This window comes from Paenibacillus sp. sgz302114 (assembly GCF_056120345.1).
Genome location: NZ_JBVYOI010000006.1, coordinates 219,692 through 237,585 on the forward strand (window position 1 = coordinate 219,692; position 17,894 = coordinate 237,585).

At 52.0% G+C, this 17,894-nt stretch carries 17 protein-coding genes; 6 read left to right on the forward strand and 11 right to left on the reverse strand.

What is annotated here, in order from left to right; translation table 11 throughout:
• Positions 1 to 20: 20 nt before the first annotated feature.
• From AC0LWF_RS17490 to AC0LWF_RS17515, 6 genes are all read right to left on the reverse strand, one after another.
• Complete coding sequence (locus AC0LWF_RS17490; protein WP_474652823.1) at positions 21 to 1,811, reverse strand: type 2 periplasmic-binding domain-containing protein; 1,791 nt, start codon at positions 1,809 to 1,811, stop codon at positions 21 to 23.
• Positions 1,812 to 1,877: 66 nt separating this feature from the next.
• Positions 1,878 to 2,189, reverse strand: coding sequence for a 2Fe-2S iron-sulfur cluster-binding protein (locus AC0LWF_RS17495; protein WP_474652824.1), 312 nt, complete (start codon positions 2,187 to 2,189; stop codon positions 1,878 to 1,880).
• The gene (locus AC0LWF_RS17500; protein ID WP_474652825.1) at positions 2,176 to 3,489 is read right to left on the reverse strand and encodes a DUF455 family protein; all 1,314 of its coding nucleotides are present in this window, start codon (positions 3,487 to 3,489) and stop codon (positions 2,176 to 2,178) included. Before AC0LWF_RS17500 ends, AC0LWF_RS17495 begins: the two co-directional genes overlap by 14 nt.
• Before the next feature lie 221 nt (positions 3,490 to 3,710).
• On the reverse strand, positions 3,711 to 4,223 hold the full coding sequence (locus AC0LWF_RS17505; protein WP_474652826.1) for an acyl-CoA thioesterase: 513 nt from the start codon (positions 4,221 to 4,223) through the stop codon (positions 3,711 to 3,713).
• Positions 4,201 to 4,974: a polysaccharide deacetylase family protein gene (locus AC0LWF_RS17510; protein WP_474652827.1), complete on the reverse strand. Its 774-nt coding sequence runs from the start codon at positions 4,972 to 4,974 to the stop codon at positions 4,201 to 4,203. The genes AC0LWF_RS17505 and AC0LWF_RS17510 overlap by 23 nt, the downstream gene beginning before the upstream one ends.
• Before the next feature lie 181 nt (positions 4,975 to 5,155).
• Positions 5,156 to 6,193 (reverse strand): phosphodiester glycosidase family protein, encoded by a 1,038-nt coding sequence (locus AC0LWF_RS17515; RefSeq protein WP_474652902.1) that lies wholly within the window; start codon positions 6,191 to 6,193, stop codon positions 5,156 to 5,158.
• Positions 6,194 to 6,486: 293 nt separating this feature from the next.
• Here AC0LWF_RS17515 and AC0LWF_RS17520 point away from each other — a divergent pair, with 293 nt between their 5' ends.
• Both AC0LWF_RS17520 and AC0LWF_RS17525 read left to right on the forward strand, forming a co-directional pair.
• Positions 6,487 to 6,768 carry a hypothetical protein gene (locus AC0LWF_RS17520; protein ID WP_474652828.1) on the forward strand — a complete coding sequence of 94 codons (282 nt, stop codon included), beginning with the start codon at positions 6,487 to 6,489 and terminating at the stop codon, positions 6,766 to 6,768.
• Between the two features lie 20 nt (positions 6,769 to 6,788).
• Positions 6,789 to 7,139, forward strand: coding sequence for a spore coat protein (locus AC0LWF_RS17525; protein ID WP_474652829.1), 351 nt, complete (start codon positions 6,789 to 6,791; stop codon positions 7,137 to 7,139).
• Positions 7,140 to 7,306: 167 nt separating this feature from the next.
• On the opposite strand, the gene htpG is transcribed toward AC0LWF_RS17525, so the two are convergent.
• Entirely contained in the window at positions 7,307 to 9,205 is a 1,899-nt protein-coding gene (gene htpG / locus AC0LWF_RS17530; RefSeq protein WP_474652830.1) for a molecular chaperone HtpG, read from the reverse strand.
• 165 nt (positions 9,206 to 9,370) lie between these two features.
• Positions 9,371 to 11,248, reverse strand: a complete 1,878-nt coding sequence (locus AC0LWF_RS17535) for a methyl-accepting chemotaxis protein (RefSeq protein WP_474652831.1) — start codon at positions 11,246 to 11,248, stop codon at positions 9,371 to 9,373.
• Positions 11,249 to 11,435: 187 nt separating this feature from the next.
• Here AC0LWF_RS17535 and AC0LWF_RS17540 point away from each other — a divergent pair, with 187 nt between their 5' ends.
• The 4 genes from AC0LWF_RS17540 to AC0LWF_RS17555 are packed head-to-tail and all read left to right on the forward strand — an operon-like array spanning position 11,436 to position 14,586.
• Positions 11,436 to 12,986 (forward strand): sensor histidine kinase, encoded by a 1,551-nt coding sequence (locus AC0LWF_RS17540; protein ID WP_474652832.1) that lies wholly within the window; start codon positions 11,436 to 11,438, stop codon positions 12,984 to 12,986.
• Positions 12,983 to 13,675: a response regulator transcription factor gene (locus AC0LWF_RS17545; RefSeq protein WP_474652833.1), complete on the forward strand. Its 693-nt coding sequence runs from the start codon at positions 12,983 to 12,985 to the stop codon at positions 13,673 to 13,675. Before AC0LWF_RS17540 ends, AC0LWF_RS17545 begins: the two co-directional genes overlap by 4 nt.
• Positions 13,676 to 13,690: 15 nt before the next feature.
• A complete protein-coding gene (locus tag AC0LWF_RS17550) occupies positions 13,691 to 14,197 on the forward strand; it encodes a hypothetical protein (protein ID WP_474652834.1) in 507 nt (168 codons plus the stop codon).
• Positions 14,198 to 14,220: 23 nt separating this feature from the next.
• A complete protein-coding gene (locus AC0LWF_RS17555; RefSeq protein WP_474652835.1) occupies positions 14,221 to 14,586 on the forward strand; it encodes a DUF6220 domain-containing protein in 366 nt (121 codons plus the stop codon).
• A gap of 93 nt (positions 14,587 to 14,679) precedes the next feature.
• Here the strand turns inward: AC0LWF_RS17555 and AC0LWF_RS17560 are convergent, their stop codons facing one another.
• The 3 genes from AC0LWF_RS17560 to AC0LWF_RS17570 form a co-directional block, all read right to left on the reverse strand.
• On the reverse strand, positions 14,680 to 15,498 hold the full coding sequence (locus tag AC0LWF_RS17560; RefSeq protein WP_474652836.1) for a carbohydrate ABC transporter permease: 819 nt from the start codon (positions 15,496 to 15,498) through the stop codon (positions 14,680 to 14,682).
• The gene (locus AC0LWF_RS17565; RefSeq protein ID WP_474652837.1) at positions 15,495 to 16,409 is read right to left on the reverse strand and encodes a carbohydrate ABC transporter permease; all 915 of its coding nucleotides are present in this window, start codon (positions 16,407 to 16,409) and stop codon (positions 15,495 to 15,497) included. The genes AC0LWF_RS17560 and AC0LWF_RS17565 overlap by 4 nt, the downstream gene beginning before the upstream one ends.
• Before the next feature lie 93 nt (positions 16,410 to 16,502).
• Positions 16,503 to 17,888, reverse strand: coding sequence for an ABC transporter substrate-binding protein (locus tag AC0LWF_RS17570; protein WP_474652838.1), 1,386 nt, complete (start codon positions 17,886 to 17,888; stop codon positions 16,503 to 16,505).
• Positions 17,889 to 17,894: the final 6 nt, after the last annotated feature.

The window sequence follows — 17,894 nt, forward strand, 5'->3', positions numbered from 1 at the left end:
TCTTCATGCCTTTAAATGAATTATTTTTTCTCGTCGAACCAAGTTTGAACGGATTCACTGTTTTTTGCTTTGAACCAGTCGTTAACTTCCGGGTTTACTACAGAGCCGTAAAGCGAATCGTATTGTGCCAGGAAGTCGTCGTAGCCGCTGATGTCGCCGCCTTTAACAACATTCAGGAACATAACATCCCAAGCTTTCTTGATGATTGGAGCGTTGTCGAGCATATTTTGCGTAGGCATATCAGTGTACTCATTCATTTCGAAACGCTTCTCTTTGATGTACTGGTCAACTACGCCTTCACTACCTTTGCTTGTGTAAGTCAGGTAAGGAGGGAAGCCATTTTTGTCGTTCTTGTCTTGGTAAGCTTTTGCTTGATCATAGAACGTTTTGTACGCTTCAGGCAGCTTGTCGCCTTGACCGTCTGTGAGCGCTTGTTGAACTTGCTGGAATCCTTCGTAGTTAAACGATGGGTTGTACACGTGCATCGGGTACAGTTGGAACCAGCCGAAGCCGCTCTTAGGATCCGTGTTATATTTGCCGAATTGCATCGTCTCTGGATTGTTGTTCAGGTCGTGGAACAGGTTCTCCATCTTCACAAGCGCCTCAGGGTTCTTAACGCCCTTCTTCGCTACGTTTACGCCAAGCAGCATCGTTGCTGTAACCGAAGACTTGCCCGGTTGATCGTCAGCGGAAGGAATGGCAACTGGCTCCCATTTTGCATCCGGTTTTTGTTCAAGAATTTGGTTCAGAGGCCACCAAGAATCCCACATGCCGCCGAACACAACTGTCGACTGGCCGTTCACAATTTGCTCGTTGTACTTCGTGTCATCGAGTGTTGCGAAGTCTGGGTGGATATAGCCTTTCTTGTAGTACTCTTGCAGCTTCAGAAGCGCTTTACGCGTATTCTCGCGGGACTCTTCACCGAACATACCGTTCTCCAGCTCGCCCTTGCTGTTCTTGATCCAGATATCCGGGTAGGAGTGGAACATATTGAAGAACGCGGCGCCGATACCCCAGTTTGTGGAGTTCAGGTTTGCATCGGCAAGCGGAATCGGATACAACGTTTTGCCTGACTTGTCATAATCGTTTTTCTTGAATGCTTCGAGAATCTTGTCCAAATCTGCTACCGACTTCGGAGCGGACAAGCCTGCTTTCTGCAGATCATCTTCACGAATCCAGAGCATGTTGCCTTGGTCATGGTATGTCATACCGTTAGGGATACCGTAGATTTTACCGTTTCTTGTCACGCTTTCAAGCAGACCTTGGTAATCGCCTGTCAGGTATTTCTTCATATATTTTGTCGCGTAGTCTTGCACTTCTTCCGTCATGTCTTCGAGCTGGCCTGTGGATACCAACTTCTCGAATTGCGAAGGCGATACGTAGAAGAAGTCTGGCAGGTCGCCGGATGCGATCATCAGGTTCATCTTCTCTTCAGCCTGGGAGTTCGGCGCAGACCAGTTATACTTCAGCTTGATGCCAAGCTTGTCTTCCCAAGTTTGCGTATAGATGTTCTTCTCGATCGTTGAACCGTCCGGCGCGTTCTTCGCGACGCCGTTGTCCGTGTGAACTGTCGTTACTTCAATCGCTGGAGAGAACTTACCGAAAGGATCCTTCGCAGGCTCTGCGTTCGCATCAAGCAGCTTCGAAACATCCGTCGTTTCATTACCATTGTTTGACGAACCGCTGTTGCTGCCAGTGTTTCCAGTGTTTCCAGTGTTGCTGCTGTTATTGTTGCCGCATGCTGCCAGCGATACAGATAACGAAAGAATGAGAGTAAGCGATGCAAGTTTAATGCCGTAATGCTTTTTCATCTTAATCCCCCTGTTAAACTTATTGTAATCTTGCTTAGGATTACCTGAACTTTAGTTGTTTACTGCTTAAGACTGAACGGCAAGCTTCTTCGGAAGTTTGCGAAGCGGTTCAATAACGACATCGCCGGACGCAGTTGCCAGGCAGATCAAGCGCTGGCCCGCTGCAAGCTCGCTTGGCGAGATCAAGCAATCCTCGACATCGTGTTGTTCAACTTTTCCATCGACGACCGTGCTGATGCAAGTCCGGCACGTGCCGTTACGGCAGGAATATGGAATGCTGGCTTGCTGCTTGATTGCAGCGTCCAGGATGAATTCACGCGGTGCGACCTCAAACGACACACCTGTTGCTTGTATGGTTACGCGATTATTGCTGCTCATTGTAATCGCTCTCAATCCTCTTCATTTTATCTGCAATCCGCGACAGGAACGGCTCGTAATCCCATACTTTGTTGATATCTTCAACGTACTGGTTATACCAAGCGAGTGTTTTCTCCATCACTTCTTGCATCTTCTCATAATCATTATCAAAGCGGTGCATGAGCCACTTGTGACCATATTTCAGGTGAATGGCTTCATCCGCCCAATCATAGTCAATGTGGTGTGCGGTTTGCAGATCGCCGAATTGCTCGAACTCCTGCTTCGCTTTCTCACGGTTGGCTGGACCATCAATCTCGAATCGGTGCAGCAGCGCCATGAGGTCTAGCTCATTACCGCCATTCGTCACTTGTGATGCGTACGTTTCTTCGTAGACCGGAACGTCTATACCGATGTCGAAGCCCCATTCGATCAGCCTCAGCTCACCCATCTTCACATGCCTTGACTCGTCGTATGCCCAGCGGGACAGATCAAGGTAAAATTCCCACGGCATGTCGTCCCACGTCCAAATCGCAAGGCCTGGCGCTTCCGCCGCCCATATTTCGGTCAGATGATAGATCGCCTGCAGCACTTGAATTTCAATCGGGGATTCGGCTCTCTTCGGCGGGATGGAGCATGGCGCCGGGACGAATCTCGGATCGCGCGCGGCTTTCGCCGGCATCTTGTAGGGTTGCCTATTCGCGATAATCCATGCATCAGCCGCTTCAGCAGCCATCGACTCTTCACCTGTGACACCGTTTCCAACAATGCCACCAATACCTTGCAAATAGGTGCGAATGGCGTTTCTCCACTCACTTACGTCTTCCTTCGGCAGCAGCTTATTCCGAATCTCGCTTACTTGATCGATCTGGCACTGAATCTGCTCCGGGAACTTCCACATAAAGGCAATTGTCGGTGCATCGCTAAGCTGATCCGCTTGCTGCAGATAAATCTGATATTGCTGCATGAGTTCTTGCTTCACCACGTCGTAGACGCCTGCCAGAAGCTCGTTATCGCCTTGGCAGCGAATGAGGAGCGACAGCAATCGGCTAAGCTGCGGATCGTGATTGCCGTCCACATCGCGGCGCGGATAACGCAGTTCCATAATGCGCGTGCGAAGCGCGTCGGCCCGAAGCGAATCCTGCCATAAGTGATGCGGCAAATCTTTATTTAGCTCCCAGTTCGTTACGCTGATTAGGAAACCGCCGAGAGTTCTCATTATTTCCTTCTCAACTAAGTAGAAACGTTTCAACAATGCTGATACTTCTTCGACTGTTCGCGTGTGTTGATGCTTTCCAGCGAAGAGCGCATGACTTGCTGACATCCGCCTCACCCCCCATAAGGAACTATATACACTATACATGAAGCGCTTTCAGGATTTATACGGATCATTTTTTATATCCTTGTGTCCATTTTTAAGATTGAACACTGTCGAACCGTTTCAAATTAACAGGTAAGTAGATGGGTGTAAACGAAGGAAAAATTGTTCATGGAGGAGCGGACATAGAAAAAGAGCCTCGGCAATGATGCCCAGGCTCCTCGCATCTATTCCCACGGATATTTCGTAACCAAATAATCTGCGAATTTCTTACTTTCCTCCCGGCGGTGCTTGCGCATGAGCGCCCGCTGTTCTGCCGTTTCGTGCAGCTTGTGCTCCTCCTCGGTCTCCGGCACAATCTGCGGGACAGGCGTTGGCTTGCCCAGCTCATCGAGTGCGACGAAGGTTAGGAACGAGGTCGCTGCGATTTTGCGTTCGCCGCTTTGGAGGTCCTCGCGAATGACTTTCACGAATACTTCGACCGAGCTCGTTCCCGTCCACGTAATGAATGACTCGAGCGACACTGAATCAGTAGGGCGAATCGGCTGCAGGAAGTCGACAGAATCCGTTGAAGCCGTAACCGCCGCCGAGCGGCATAGCTTCGATACCGAGATCGATGCGATGTCATCGATGTATGACATCAGCTTCCCGCCAAACAAGGTGTCATGGTTGTTCACGTCTGTCGGAAATACGCGCGATACTTTAAAACATCGTGTTTCACGGGTGTACTTCGGTTCCATGAGTCATTCCGCCTTCTCCCATATTCATCATTTCCTTCGCCTTATCATGAATAAGCTCCGATACGGTCACGAACCGAAACCCCCTCTCAGCAAGCTCCGGCAAAATCAATCGCAATGCTTTAACTGTATGTATATTGCCCGTCACATAGTCATGCAGCAGCACGATATCCCCGCTCCGCGCATTGTTCAGCACCTTCCGTACGATAAAGCTGACGCCCGGACTGCGCCAATCCTCCGTATCCTGATGCCAAGACCAGAGCACTGTCGTATAGCCAAGCCTCTTCGCAATTTCAACCGTCTGCTCGTTGTAATATCCGCCTGGCGGACGAAACAGCTGCGGCTTGCGCCCAGTCAGCTCAATCAAGGAGTCTTCCGTGCTTACAATCTCCTTCTGTACCGTTACCGCCTTAATACCGTTCGTGAAGAAGACATGATGGAACGTATGATTCGCGACCTCATGCCCCTCAGCCACTTCGCGCTTGATGATGTTCGGAAACTGCTTTACTCGGTGACCGAGCACGAAGAAGGTCGCCTTCGCATTGTATTCCTTCAGAAGATCCAGAATCTCTTCTGTCGCTTTCGGGGACGGCCCATCATCAAAGGTGAGCGCGATGTCCTTCTTCGCCATCGGCAGCTCCCATATAATATCGCCTCTTTGCTCATAGAATGAGCGCCCTTTCGCCGGCCTGTCGAAGCCGCATAACAGCATGATGCACAGCAATGCTGCGAATAACCGCCAACTTACAACCACTCTTGTTCCTCCTGTTTTTCCACTTGAGCACCATTTACTATGTGCCTGAAGGGGTGATTTTATCCGAGACAAGTTGAAACGGCTGTATTCGTCCTCTTGGCGGCTCCACGGTTCCAAAAAGAAAACGAGCACCCGACCGTTGCCGGTCAGATGCTCGTTCTATTAGGTGGATGGGAAGCGATTAAGCTGCGTCACTGCTGTGTGACCGTTTCTTCGAGGAATCAAAATTGTTCATATTGATCCCGCTCCAGATATTCAAGGCATTCACCTGATCTGGATGGTCGAACACGAGGAAGGCTGTAGGCAAGTAGCGCGGGCCGTATTTGCTCGACGGCTTGTTGACGACTTGATCGTCCTTTACGAGAACGGTCGATGAACCACCGTCGAGGTTAGCTGCTGTTACAGCGCCCTTCTCAAGCAAAATGTTCTGCACATCGTACAGTGTCGCACCGACCGAGTAGCCCGGCTGACGACCGTCGATCACGACGAATACAATCGTGCCGTCCTTCAGCTGCGCCATTGATGTACGAGGCGCAATGCCCCAGCCGTCGGCTTCGCTCTTAATAAGCCCTTTGCCGTTCACGATAAACTTCGGCTGGAACGTTACCGCTTCGGAGACGCCCATCTTAACCAGCTGGTTCGGCGTATAGCGACCTGCAATCATAAGGCCATTCTTATCAATGCCGACTACATTCACTTTGGCATTCATGCCATTGCCTTTGTACAGCACCTTACCGCCGGACATGACGATACCGGCCGGCTTGAAGCCGTTCCCTTCCCAGTTCGGGTCATCGAATGCGCCGCCGTTCACACCGGCAATCGCACCCGTGCGCTTCACCATGCTTAGTACGCGCTCCCCTTCGCCAACAATGTTCGTTGTGACGACACGGATCATTTTCGGATCGTGCACATACATGAGGTAGCCTTTGAAGGTTTTGTGCGAGATGGGCTCAATCTCTACGCTACCCTCTGGATGAGCCGCCAAATTGATGTTGTGATTGTCCTTCACATCCGCCATCTGGTCGAACTTCTTGTTATAATCGGCGACCCGCTTGTCCAGCTCCTCCTGGCCAATGAGGTACTTCGCCAAGTAGCGGTGCTGGCTCGTAATAAGCGTATCTGCCATCATATAACGCAGATTCGAGCCCGACGGCGTCAGGTAGAACCATCCGCCTCCTAATAGAATGAAGACGATTAACAGCATGAACAGCTGCATCATTCTGCGCTTCAAACGCTTAGGTTTTACAGGCTTTAGCTTAGGCGCATGCGATCTATTTAAACGTGTTTGTCTCGATAATTGTGTCTGTTGCTCCACGCATTCATCTCCTCACTATCATCATTTTAGTAGCCGTGCGAGGCGCTCCAACTACTATAAGGACGTAACCTTAAAGGAAGCTTAAAAGCGTTCAAATCTACCAAGGCAAATGATGGGGACAAAGAGAAGTCACCGCGGTTAATTTCATCAGGATTGCGGTAAGCTAAGCAGGACAATAGGCAAAGGAGGTCACTTCATTGCAACAAACGCAATCGCAAACCCAGCAGCAAACTGCAAGTATGCAGACGCCGCCAAACGTGATGACAGTCAAGGACACGCTCTATGTGAAAGATCAGTTATCGTGGCTTATTCTCGCCATGAAAAAATGCAGCCATTTTGCGAATGAATGCTCAGATCCCGAGATCAAGCAGGCCATCAATAAAGCAGGCCAAATGCATGAACGCCATTACAAGCTGCTCTTGAAGCATCTGCAGAACAACAATACCGCGCAGATGCAGCAAGTGCCGCAGCAGCATTAGAAAGGAGGAGCGTCTTCAACATGAGTCCGAACAATAATAATACGATCGCCAATCCGAAGCCTCCCTACGAGCCGCAGGTGAAGGGACCCGAATTATCCGACCGTGACCGGATTAACGACGTACTGGCGACGGAGAAGTACTTGGCCGACAGCTTCGGCATCGCCGCCCGGGAAGCGAGCCATCTATCGCTGCATCAAGACATTATGACCGTGCTGAACGAGACCCATCAATGCCAGCACGAGATATTCGAAGTGATGTTCCGCAAAGGCCACTACAAGCTTGAGGCCGAGGAGCAGCAGAAGCTCGATCAGGCGTATCAACAGTTCAACGGCTATTCGACGCAGTTCCCGTATGGCGGGACGCTGCAGTAACTTCGTCAGTTAAGATGAGAAAAAAAGCAACAGAGCCGCGATATTCAATCGCGGCTCTTTGCATTGGGTAACCTATGCAAATCGGGGAACGCTAACTTTGCCTCTCACCAAACAAAAAATCGCCCACTGCTCAAACCAAGCAGCGGGCGATTTTGCGTTCTCTCAAACTATACCATCACTTTACAAATGTCGTTCGTAAATGCAACTGGATCCTGAATCGGCAGTCCCTCGATGAGCAGCGCTTGGTTGTACAGCAGCTGCGTATACAGGTTCAGCTTCTCCGCATCCTTCTCCGCCGCGTCCTTCAGCGACTGGAACACCGGATGGTTCACGTTGATCTCCAACACTTTGTCGGCTTTGACATCCTCGTTGTTTGGCATCGCCGCGAGGATCTTCTCCATCTCGATCGACAGCTCGCCTTCGCTCGTGAGGCAGACCGGATGGCTCTTCAGACGCTTCGACGCCTTCACCTTCGTCACTTTGCCGCTGAGAAGCGTCTGCATTTGCTCGAACAATACTTTGCTGCCGCTCTCTTCCGCATCCTTCGTCGCATCATCTGCTTCCGACTCGATGCCAAGGTCGCCGCTCGATACGTTCTTGAACTGCTTTTCCTTGTAGCTCATGATCGTCTTGATCGCGAACTCGTCGATATCGTCGGTGAAATAGAGGATCTCATAGCCTTTATCAAGCACTAGCTCCGTCTGCGGCAGCTTCTCAATCCGCTCGATTGAAGTGCCTGTCGCATAGTAGATGAACTTCTGATCCTCCGGCATGCGGGAGACGTACTCATCCAGAGTCACCTGCTTACTCTCCTTCGAGGAGTGGAACAGCAGCAGATCCTGCAGCAAGTCCTTGTTCATGCCGTAGTCGCTGTATACGCCGAACTTCAGCTGTCTGCCGAACGCTTTATAGAACGTCTCGTACTTGTCGCGCTCGTCCTTCAGCAGGCTCTGCAGCTGACCTTTAATCTTGTTCTTGATATTCTTCGCAATAAGCGTCAGCTGGCGGTCATGCTGCAGCATTTCGCGGGAGATGTTCAAGGACAAGTCCTCGGAATCGACCATACCCTTCACGAAGCTAAAATAGTCCGGCAGCAGGTCCGCGCACTTATTCATGATCAGGACGCCGTTCGAGTACAGCTCCAGCCCCTTCTCATATTCCTTCGTGTAGTAGTCGAATGGCGTGCTTTCCGGAATGTACAGAATCGCCTGATACACGACCGCGCCGTCCGCGCTAATATGAATATGCTTCAGCGGCTTATCGAAGCCGTAACGCTTCTCATGGTAGAACTGCTCGTAGTCCTCGGCTTTCAGCTCGCTTTTATTTTTGCGCCAGATCGGCACCATGCTGTTAACGGTTTGCTCTTCCACATACGACTCCAGCTCAGGCATCTCGCCTTCTGCTGCTTCGCTGCCCGCCTTCGGACGCTGGCCCTTCACGTCCATCTTAATCGGATAACGAATGAAGTCGGAATACTTCTTAATAATCGAACGCAGACGGTATTCCTCCAGGAATTCGTCGTAATTGTCCTCTTCCGTATTCGCCTTGATATGCAGCACGATCTCGGTGCCGACCGTGGCTTTCTCGCTCGGTTCGATGGAATAACCGTCCGCGCCTTCGGATTCCCACTTGAACGCTTCATCGCTGCCAAGCGCGCGGCTTGTCACCGTCACCTTGTCCGCAACCATGAACGCCGCATAGAAACCGACGCCGAACTGCCCGATAATGTTGTGGCCGTCCTTGCTCTCGTTCTCCTTCTTAAAAGCGAGGGAACCGCTCTTCGCGATAACGCCGAGGTTATTCTCGAGCTCTTCTTGCGTCATGCCGATCCCTGTATCGGAGATCGTCAAGATGCGATTTTCTTTATCCGCGGTCACTTTGACATAATAGTCCGCTTGGTTGAAGACGAGGTTATCGTCCGTTAATGCTTTGTAGTAAATTTTATCAATGGCATCGCTGGCATTGGAGATAAGCTCCCGCAGAAAAATTTCACGCTGCGTATAGATGGAGTTGATCATCATTTCGAGCAGACGCTTGGATTCCGCTTTAAATTCTTGCTTGATCATTGGCTGTAATACCCTCCCAATTCATGGCTCAATATGGTTTAGCACTCTAAGCTTCCGAGTGCTAATTCTACCTAATTTATAGCATAAATAGGAGGTCCGACACAAGCCCGTAAGCAAAAAGAAACGGCCGCCGCATCAGCATGCAGCGAGCCGTCACCATCCAGCTTAATATTTAAACGTATCCACCGATCCTTGCAGCCTCACAGCTAATGTGGCTAATTCATGAGAGGCTGCGGCTGTTTCTTCCGCCGCTGCCGCCGCTTGCTCGCTAATCGCCGCAACAGACTCGATCTCGATCAGCATCTCGGACGCCCGCTTCGTCTGATTCTCGCTCGAGGAGGTAATCTCTCCGACCATCTGATACGTATCGTTCACCTTCGTCACGATGCCGTCGAATGAATGCTGTGTTTGCGCGAACTGCGCAACCCCTTCGCCAACCGCATGTACGCTGCGAGCGGCGTTATCCTGCATGTTCTTAATAATCGCGCCGATCTGCTTCGTCGCTTCACTGCTTCGTTCCGCAAGCTTGCGTACTTCATCGGCAACGACTGCGAAGCCTCTTCCTTGCTCACCCGCACGAGCCGCTTCAATGGCCGCATTCAAGGCAAGCAGATTCGTCTGTTCTGCGATACCGTCGATTACTTCAATAATGTCGCCGATCTTCTTGGAGTCGCTCTCGAGCAGCTCCATCTGAGTGTTGGCACGCTCCATCTTATCAATCGATAAGCTGATTGTTTCCGTACCTTCTCTTGCGATCTCGACCGCTTCTTGCGACAGCTTCTTAGCGCTGTGCGCGCTTGAAGCGACGAGTTGGATCGAGCTCTCCAAGCTCTCGAACACATGCGACATCGTGCGCGAACGATCGGCTTGACTGACACTGCCTCTGGCCACTTCATCGGTGCTCGCCGTAATCTGCTGCGCGGATGCTGCGACGCTTTCCGACGCGGAAGTCACCTGCTCGATTGTCGATGACAAGGAATCCACCATCTCGTTGATGTGATCCGCCAGTATGCCGAGCTCATCCTTCGAGTTCACCTTCAGCCGCGGCCGAAGATCGCCTCTCGCAAATACGTTCACCATATCGGAGATGTACAAGATCGGTCTTGCCAACGCTCTGGCAGAGAAATAGACGAGCACAAGCGCAGCCAGCATCACGATAATCGCTGTTACGATAGTCGTTTTCATCATGGAATAGATCGGCCCCAGCAGCTCTTTCTCCGGAACAGCCATTTGGATAACGAAGCCGCTCTTCGTCTTAGCGGCATACCCGATCTTTTTAATCCCTTTAAAGGTGTAGGTATAAGACGTATCCTTACCAGCCTCCGCTGACTCATAAGCTGCAATTATCTCAGGAACGTTCAGGTCATAGACCGTCTTCTTCATTCGAAGCGCCTCGTCAGGATGGTAGACCATGATGCCACCGCTGCCGAGCATGACCGCGTAGCCGGTGTCGCCTATCTTGGCTTCCTTAATATCTTTAGTCGCAGCATTAATATCGTAACCGGCAGCATAGAAGCCTACTGCCTTACCGTTATTCATTAACGGATACACTAGCGGAACGATCAGTTTAGTCGGGTCAATCTTTGGAGCCGCAGGACTCCCAATGCCCTGTTCGCCTTGAAATACCTGCTTCAAGACTGGAACAGCCGAATAATCAACCTGCATTCCTGCATTGTTATATCCGACTTTGCCGGTCGGATCAAGCGAGAACGCTGACCCGACGAGATCCGGGTTCTGTTTGGAGAAGCTTGTAATAAGTGCTTGATGCTTCTGGAGATCGGTCCCGTTCAGGACACCTATGCTAGCAAGCGCTCCTACCTTAGCAAGCTTTTGCTGTAAATCTTCATCCAGCTGTGCCGCAAGCGTCTGCGTCTGCAGCGCCAGCTTGTCGTTGATCTGATCCCGGAACACGGAGGAGTTCGGAATAAACAGCGCCAGCGACATCGAAACAACGATAAGCAACGAAATGACGAGCGTAGAGATCATCAGCTTCGTGGCGATTTTCCGTGATGTAAGGCGCTGAAGAATGGAAGGACGGTTCATAACTGTGATTCCCCTTTGCTTCTAAACTAGATTTTGGTTAGTTTAACTATAGTGAACAGATGTTTGATTACTATGGAAAAAGCATTTAGTTTTTGTTAGAACCTGTATTTTACGCTTTTTTTAGAATTGGTTTAGAAGCTGTTTAGAGCTGGGCTATACAATAGAGGAAGAAAGGGGCGTGAGCCTAATGTCGATCCGAAAAAAACTCGTGCTCTCCTATATCGCCATGATTGCAATTCCAGCCCTACTCTTAGTGCTTACTGTACTGCTCGCAGCGAGCGCGTTCATGAGGGATTCCGGTGCTGAACCGGTTGGCGGCAAGAGCGGCGTGCCGTTCGCGGCGATACGCAATCTGTTCGATGGCCGGAGCGAAGTGACGTCAGGGCTGCTGTTCGTTGCCCAGCATGATCCGAAGCTGCTCGGGGATGAGGCTTTTCTCCAAGAGACGGCGGCGGAGCTGGCGAAAGCCGATGCCGGTCTTCTTGTCCTGAACGGCGGCGGACAAGCTGCATATACTTCTCAAGGGTTGAATGCGGATGAGGTAAAGCAGCTGCTCGCAGAGGATAAAAGCAGCAACGGACACGGTCGCGATGCCGGGTGGGGACCTCCCTGGAAACGCGACGACTTCAGCAAGCTGAGCCTGAACCAGATCGCTTTCACGGCAGCGGACGGTCAGCCCGGAACGGTCGTCATTGTATCGGATATGGAGCCGGTTGCTCGCTTCTTCCGTCGGTTCTTCCCGACTGTGCTGCTGACGCTTGTCGGCACGCTTATTCTGACGAACGGCCTGCTCACCTACTTCGTGTCGCGCAGCATCATTAAGCCGCTCTACGCATTGAAGGATGCGGCGAGCCATATCCGCGAGGGCAATTTGGAGCACAGACTGCAGCTGCAGCCGCTTAATCGGCAGGATGAGATCAGCCAGCTCAGCCGATCATTCGAGGAGATGCGGGTGAGGCTGCAAGCTTCCATCGGCGCACAGCTGCAGCTGGAGCAGAGCCGCAAGGAGCTGCTCGCGAACATTTCGCACGATTTGAAGACGCCGATTACGGGCATTCAAGGCTGTGTTGAATGTTTGCAAGGTGGCGTGGCAGATACAGAAGAGAAGCGCGGCAAGTATGTAGATATGATCGCAAGCAAGACGAGCGATATGAACCGGATGATCGAGGAGCTGCTGCTCTACTCGACACTCGATATTGGCAAGCTGCCATTCAATTGGGAGCGGCTGGATGCCGCAGCATATATGCAGATGACAGTCGATGAGCTGCGCCACGACCCTCGAATGGCAGGTATAGCGCTGGTGTACGAGAACAGCGGTGAGCCAGGCAAGCCCGCTTGGATTCGAGCTGACCGCGAGAAGCTGAACCGAGCGCTGCTCAATATTGTCGGCAACAGCCTCGCGCATATGGAACAAGAGCCGCGCGAGCTTCGCTTCGCGATGATTGCAGACAGCGAAGCGGCGGAGGCGGTCACGATTCGCATCACCGACAATGGCACAGGCATTCCGGCCGAAGCGCTGCCGCTTGTGTTCGACCGGTTCTACCGCGCGGAGCAATCGCGCCGGACAGAAGCCGGAAGCAGCGGGCTCGGGCTGACCATCGTGAAGCAAATTATTGAGGAGCATGGCGGAACGGTAGAGGCGCATAGCGTAGTCGGTCAGGGAACAAGCATTACGATCAAGCTACCCCTCCTAGTAGAAGACGCGGATCATGAATTACCGAGAGGAGACCAGCTGTGAAGAAGCGGATATTGATTATCGAGGATGATCCCGTCATTGCCGAGGTGCAAAAGGATTATCTGGAAGCGAGCGGCTTCGCAGCCGATATAGCGTGCCACGGCGACCAGGGGCTTGCGCTTGCACTGGAGGGCGAGTACGATCTGCTGCTGCTCGACCTCATGCTTCCGGGCAAGGACGGTTACGAGATATGCCGGAGAGTACGCGAAGCAAGCAATCTGCCGATACTGATCGTCTCTGCGAGGAAAGAGGAAGTAGACAAGATTCGCGGCTTCGGTTACGGCGCCGACGATTATATTCTGAAGCCGTTCGGACTCGGCGAGCTTGTCGCACGAGTGCGAGCACATCTGGCGCGGTACGACCGGCTCGTCGGAAGCGGCGAATGGCGGCGGGATGAGCTTTCCTTGCATGGCATCCGCATCGAACGGAAGTCGCATCGCGTCTATGTGAACGAGACGGAGGTTGCTTTTACAGCGAAGGAATATGACCTGCTCCTCTTCCTCGTCAGCAATCCGAACCGCGTCTTCCGCAAGGAGGAGCTGTTCGAACGGATATGGGGACTGGATGCGCTCGGCGATCATGCGACCGTCACCGTCCACATTAGCAAGCTGCGGGAGAAGATTGAACGCGACCCGTCCGCTCCGCAATACATTGAGACGATCTGGGGCGTTGGCTACCGCTTTAATCTGTAGGAGGTCTTTAATCCGATGAACAAAATATCTTTAATGCAGCGAAGGATTCTGCTGCTTCTCCACATCCTCTTCGCCTCCATTATGTTCGGCGTGCAAGTCGTCTTCATCATCCTTGCCTTGACGGCATCCGTGACGGACAGCGGCTCCGTGCTGCAAGCGTGCTACTCGATCATGAATTTGCTCGCGAGGACAAGCGTGCGGGCATCCACAATCGGCACGACCGTAACCGGTATTATGCTGTCGGTATGGACCTCTTGGGGACTGTTCCGCCACTACTGGATTATTGCCAAAGAAGCGCTGACGCTGCTCGCTATCGGCATTGGGCTGTATGGGCTGTACGAATGGACGCTGCATGGGATGAACCGCATTGACGCTGAAGGTCTGTCCGCTTGGAGCGCGGCGAGTTTTAACGTGAATCATATCTCGCTATGGATCGGAATCATCATTCAAACCGTTTCCCTCATCGCGATGTTTATTCTATCCATATGGAAACCTGGCGGTAAACGCAAAAATCCAAAATAACGCTAAGGAGAGTTGAAGCCACTATGAAACGCACTTCTGCAATTATCTATTATGTACTGGCATGGCTATTCGCCGCATCCCTGTTCGCTCAAGTCTTCCTCGCCGGTCTTGCCATATTCGATAACGGCGACTGGTCGATGCATAAGTCCTTCATTCATTACTTCGAATTCATACCTATCATCATGATCATCTTCGCAGCGCTTGGACGCCTGGGCTGGCGTACAATTACGTTGTCTGCCGTCCTGTACTTGTTTATTATTTTTCAATACATCTCGGTAAACCTGGATGCACGGGCGCTTGCTGCGATCCATCCGGTAACCGCGCTTCTGCTGCTGTGGACCATCCTGTATCTGATCCGCCGCTCGAACCCTTGGAAGCAGCGTGCCTGAGAGGGAGTGACTCTCGATATCGCGAGAACACATAAAAAAACAAATGAGAGTCGGGTTTGCCGACTCTCATTTGTTTTTCCCGTTCGCACCCGATCAACCCTTCACCGAACCTGCCGTCAGCCCTCGGATAAAGCTTTTCGAGCCAAAAATAAACAGAATCAGCACGGGGATCGTCCCGAGCGTCAGCCCGAGAATTTGCGCAGCCAAGTCGGTCCGATACGCATTGCCGAGCGAGGTAATCGCTAGCGGAATGGTGTATAGCTCCGGCTTGTTAATAATAATTAACGGCAGCAAGTAGTTGTTCCACGACCAGAGGAAGACGAGCAGCGACAGCGTCGCAATCGCCGGGTAGATGAATGCTACAACAATCCTAAAAAATACGCCGATGTCCGAGCACCCGTCAATCCGCGCACTCTCCAGCACCTCGGTCGGGATTGCCCCCTTCATAAACTGCGTCATCCAGAAGATACCGAACGCATTCGCAACCCAAGGCAGAATGAGCGGCAGCAGCGTGCTGGAGACATGAATGTACCGCATCTCAATAACGAAAGCGACAAGACCAAGCTGACCCGGAATCATCATCGTAAGCAGCACACCCGAGAAAATCTGCTTCTTGTACTTGAACTCATGCTTCGCGAACGCAAAACCTGCAAAGCAGCTCACGAACACCGACACCACCGTACTCGCCGCCGAGACGATGAAGCTGTTCAAATACGCGAGGTCGAACCGACTCTCTGCCACCGTCTTGATGTTCTCCATCAAGTAGTGACCCGGTACCAGCACAATCTTCTGAAAAAGCTCCTCATTCTGATACGTGCCCATCACGATCATAATGTAGAACGGTAGAAGGGCAAACAAGGAGAACAGCGCAATCGTCGAAGTCGTAAGCGTCGTGCGGAGCGATCTATTCATTCCTCTTCCCCCTTCTGGAATTTCACGCCTATGAACGAGAATACCGCGATAATGACGCATAGCCCATACGCGATTGCGGCGCCAAGCCCATATCTCGTCGTGCTTCCGTAAGCTGTGTCATACATATTCCATACCGTTGTCAGGCAGCAGCGGTCCGGGCCGCCGATGACCGCACTGCTTGAACCCATGCCCGCGCCGCCGAGCAGCAGCATCGGTTCCTCGAGCAGCTGGAATCCGCCGATAATGCCCGTAATGACAATGAACGTAATGACAGGCCGCAGCAGCGGCAGCGTAATCGACCAGAAGTTGCGGAAGCCGGATGCACCGTCGACCTGCGCCGCTTCGTTCAAGTCTTTCGGAATGTTGGCAAGCCCCGCGAGGAAGAAAATCATCGTGTAGCCGAAGCCTTTCCAGAACATCATCAGCACGATAATGAGGCGCGCGTACACGGGGTCGCCGAGCCAATAGATGCCTTCATCAATGATGCCCAAATGAATCAGCACCTTGTTCACGAAGCCCGCCTGCCAGTCGAACAGCAGATTGAACATCAAGCCGACCGCTACCGGCGTCACGATATAAGGCAGAAAATTAATGAGCTGAAAGAACGCCCGCCACTTCACGTACTGGCTGTAGAGCAGCGTTGCAATGAGCAGCCCGAATAAGAGCTGCAAAGGCAGCGTCATTACGATAAACATCAGCGTATTGCCGATTGATTTAAAGAAATACGAATCCCCGTTGAATAGAAACTTGTAGTTCGCGAAGCCGACGAATTTCTTGCTGCTGATGCCGTCCCAGCTCGTTAAACTGACGTAGAAGGAGAAAATAATCGGAATGAGTCCAAACGCCATATAGAACAGCAAGTAGGGGGATAGGAAAAAATACGGAACCCATTTGCGTTTTGCAGTATCCATTATTCACGCTCCTGATAAAGAAGCCAAAGAACAGCCCGGGAGATACGCAGCCGTTCTTTGGTCTTTAAGTTGGTTAGCCCGTTCGATGCGGCCTTATTCGAATGTAATGTTTGGCGCTTTCGCCGTAAGCTCCGTCTTGATCTTGTCGAAAGCCTGGTCGACGCCAAACGAATTGTCTTTGGATAGCGTCTGCAGCACAATGTTCATGACATCATTCAGAAGAAGGTCATTAACGTTCTCCGGAACGGCCTTGGTCGTCTCGGATATATCCTTGAAGTACTTCTCGCCGATATCTTGATTGCCGAAGCTCGGCCACGTCCACTTCGTAAACGCCGGATCATCATAGGCCGGCTTGAAGTGCGTGAATACGCCGTCCTGCTTCTGCGCGGTCGCGCCGTCCTGCGACATCGATGTGAACTCAATCCATTTCCACGCAAGAGCTGCGTTCTTCGCGCCTTTCGGAATGCCGTGCGAGGAGCCGCCTGTGATGTAACCGCCAGCTGGAGGAACCATCAGACCCCAACGGCCTTCTGCCTTATCGTTCGCACCGATAACATATTGCGGCATCCAGACCGGCGACATCGCGAACATATATTTGGACTGCGCGAACGTTGCGTTCCATGCCGGCGTCCATTGGTCGAGCTTATCGACGATGCCGGAATCGCGGAAGCTGACGAGATCGGTCAGCAGCTGCTTGAGCACAGGCGTATTCATCTTATCGCCGTCGAAGAACGGACCGGAGCGCTGTCCTCTCAGCACCGTATAGACGTCTCCCAGTCCAGGGAACATTTTCACCTTGCCGCCACTGTTTGCGACGACTTCCTTGCCCTTCTCGATAACGGCGTTCCAATCCGGGAACATCGCTTCCAGCTGCTTCGGATCATCGGTACCGAGGTACTCCTTCGCCAGCGGCTTCAAGTAGGCAATACCGGCAATGCTCATGTCGTCCGGAATAGCGACGAGATGACCGTCTACCGAGAAGGCGTTAATGTCATAGTCGAACAGTAATCCTTTATCTGTGTTGTACGGCGCGTCCTCGAGGTTCTCCAGCACGTTCATATCGAATATTTTCGCTTTCTGCCCTGCTTCAATCCGAATGACGTCCGGCAGCTCGCCGCCCGATGCGATCGTCGTTTGCAGCTTCTTCGTCACATCGCCAGCGGATACGTTGACTCTCTTCACCTTAATATTCGGATACAGCTTGTTAAAAGCTTCCAGTGCCGTCTTGTGCTCAGGCTCCCACGTCCACAGGACGAACTCGCCTTCTGTCTTATCGGCGCTGCTTCCGGTGTTTGCCGCAGCAGCATTATTGTCTGAAGCTGTATTGTTTGCTGCCCCGTTCCCGCTTGCCGAATCATTCGCTGCCGTATTTCCGTTCGAGCTGTTGCCGCTGCCTCCGCCACAGCCTGCAAGCAAGCCGATCAGCATGGCCGCGGACAATCCCGCGCCAACTCGCTTCATCCATTTCGGTTCCAACATTGATGA

Coding starts and splice junctions, on each gene's coding strand:
- AC0LWF_RS17565 (WP_474652837.1), bottom strand. CDS start 16,409: ATGGATACTGCAAAACGCAAATGGGTTCCGTATTTTTTCCTATCCCCC.
- AC0LWF_RS17560 (WP_474652836.1), bottom strand. CDS start 15,498: ATGAATAGATCGCTCCGCACGACGCTTACGACTTCGACGATTGCGCTG.
- AC0LWF_RS17540 (WP_474652832.1), top strand. CDS start 11,436: ATGTCGATCCGAAAAAAACTCGTGCTCTCCTATATCGCCATGATTGCA.
- AC0LWF_RS17490 (WP_474652823.1), bottom strand. CDS start 1,811: ATGAAAAAGCATTACGGCATTAAACTTGCATCGCTTACTCTCATTCTT.
- AC0LWF_RS17525 (WP_474652829.1), top strand. CDS start 6,789: ATGAGTCCGAACAATAATAATACGATCGCCAATCCGAAGCCTCCCTAC.
- AC0LWF_RS17500 (WP_474652825.1), bottom strand. CDS start 3,489: ATGTCAGCAAGTCATGCGCTCTTCGCTGGAAAGCATCAACACACGCGA.
- AC0LWF_RS17535 (WP_474652831.1), bottom strand. CDS start 11,248: ATGAACCGTCCTTCCATTCTTCAGCGCCTTACATCACGGAAAATCGCC.
- AC0LWF_RS17515 (WP_474652902.1), bottom strand. CDS start 6,193: ATGATGCAGCTGTTCATGCTGTTAATCGTCTTCATTCTATTAGGAGGC.
- AC0LWF_RS17495 (WP_474652824.1), bottom strand. CDS start 2,189: ATGAGCAGCAATAATCGCGTAACCATACAAGCAACAGGTGTGTCGTTT.
- htpG (WP_474652830.1), bottom strand. CDS start 9,205: ATGATCAAGCAAGAATTTAAAGCGGAATCCAAGCGTCTGCTCGAAATG.
- AC0LWF_RS17570 (WP_474652838.1), bottom strand. CDS start 17,888: ATGTTGGAACCGAAATGGATGAAGCGAGTTGGCGCGGGATTGTCCGCG.
- AC0LWF_RS17550 (WP_474652834.1), top strand. CDS start 13,691: ATGAACAAAATATCTTTAATGCAGCGAAGGATTCTGCTGCTTCTCCAC.
- AC0LWF_RS17505 (WP_474652826.1), bottom strand. CDS start 4,223: ATGGAACCGAAGTACACCCGTGAAACACGATGTTTTAAAGTATCGCGC.
- AC0LWF_RS17555 (WP_474652835.1), top strand. CDS start 14,221: ATGAAACGCACTTCTGCAATTATCTATTATGTACTGGCATGGCTATTC.